General features: G+C 40.9%; 2 protein-coding genes. One reads left to right on the forward strand and one right to left on the reverse strand.

The annotated features are described in order from the left end of the window. Positions 1-488: 488 nt before the first annotated feature. Complete coding sequence (locus tag AAAT87_RS15350; protein ID WP_349226917.1) at positions 489-638, reverse strand: hypothetical protein; 150 nt, start codon at positions 636-638, stop codon at positions 489-491. A 158-nt stretch (positions 639-796) separates the two neighbouring features. Between AAAT87_RS15350 and AAAT87_RS15355 the strand changes: the two genes are divergently transcribed. Then, positions 797-1,063 (forward strand): helix-turn-helix domain-containing protein, encoded by a 267-nt coding sequence (locus tag AAAT87_RS15355; protein ID WP_118153697.1) that lies wholly within the window; start codon positions 797-799, stop codon positions 1,061-1,063. Positions 1,064-1,335 lie beyond the last annotated feature (272 nt).

The following is a 1,335-nucleotide window of genomic DNA, read 5'->3' on the forward strand; positions in this document are numbered from 1 at the left end:
TAATGCCATAACCTTTCATTTTAAACGTTTAATAATGTCGCAAAGTTACGCTTTTTCTACGAAACCACCAAGAAAATTGAAAGAAATCTGCAAATTATCAGCAAATTAGCCTCAAGAAAGTAATCTATACCCCATTACAGCAAGCTCACTCCATACTATCTCCACCTTTCCCCAAGCAGTCCCAGCCCGCATAACATGGCGCAGGCCTTTGATGGTCCGACAACCTTATAGCAAAGCGGTTCCGAGCACCGGAGGGCGGTTACATCCTCTCGCCCCTGAGGGTTTCTGTCCCCCAGAACTGGGGGGAACCGAAGGGGGCGTAAAGACTATTGAAGAGAGGCTTGGAGAGAAAGGTGGTGCCTTCCTTAAGGGTAAGGAAGGACGGGTAGGTTTTCGAAAAACTTCTTTAATGGTAAAGAAGGACGGGATGATTTTAGAGGAAATCATCTCCTCAGCAATCTCATTAAAGCAGGACGATTGCCTTAGTTTCATTCTATTTCCTCCACAAAATCCAAGATGAGCTTCTTGGAAACCTCACAACAACGCAGGTAGTCCAGCCCACTTCTCACGGCATTCTCATAGTCCTTGGCATCCACCCAAGCCTTGAATTGTTTGTATTTTGGATAAAATTGTATCATTGTTTTACCTTACAAGTTAATTCATATTAAATATTCACTTAAAAGTGAACAAACTATCAATAAAAATATTATTTTTGTGACATCGAGAATGGCATCATTACTATTGAAAAGAATATGATAACCGACATTGAAAGTGCAACCTTTGAAATTTAAACATTATGATACAGAACAAATTATTCCGTGACTGCCTCGCTGCGATACCAGCCGAGCAAAAGGCAGAGTTCGATTTGTCTTTCGGTATTGCCGAGCGCATTAGTGAGATTCTGAAAGCCAAGGGACTCACCCAAAAGGATTTCGCCCGCTTGCTCAACAAGCGAGACTCTGAAATCTCCAAATGGCTAACAGGCAGACATAACTTCACGACTCAAACCATTGCTCGTATAGAAACGGCTCTAGGCAGTAAACTCATCAGCATAGCCCATTGATTGGGCTATGCAATAATCATTCTGTAGCCCAATACTTACGCAGGTTTCGACCTCTACGGTTCTGATTAAAGTCCTGCATCACCTTTTCGAAGTATTCCTTTGTTTCCATAATTCTGTTTTTTAAGAATTCGGATGCAAAGGTAAATACTTAATGTGTTAAAACCTTACGCTGTAATGATGATATACATTAAATATCCTAAAATCCGCAACTATCATCCAATACACGATTAAGGGTAGATTTATGAGTCGTTAGTAGCAGCTTTCAGTAAAAA

The organism is Segatella sinensis (assembly GCF_040095255.1).
Taxonomy (GTDB): Bacteria; Bacteroidota; Bacteroidia; order Bacteroidales; family Bacteroidaceae; genus Prevotella; species Prevotella sinensis.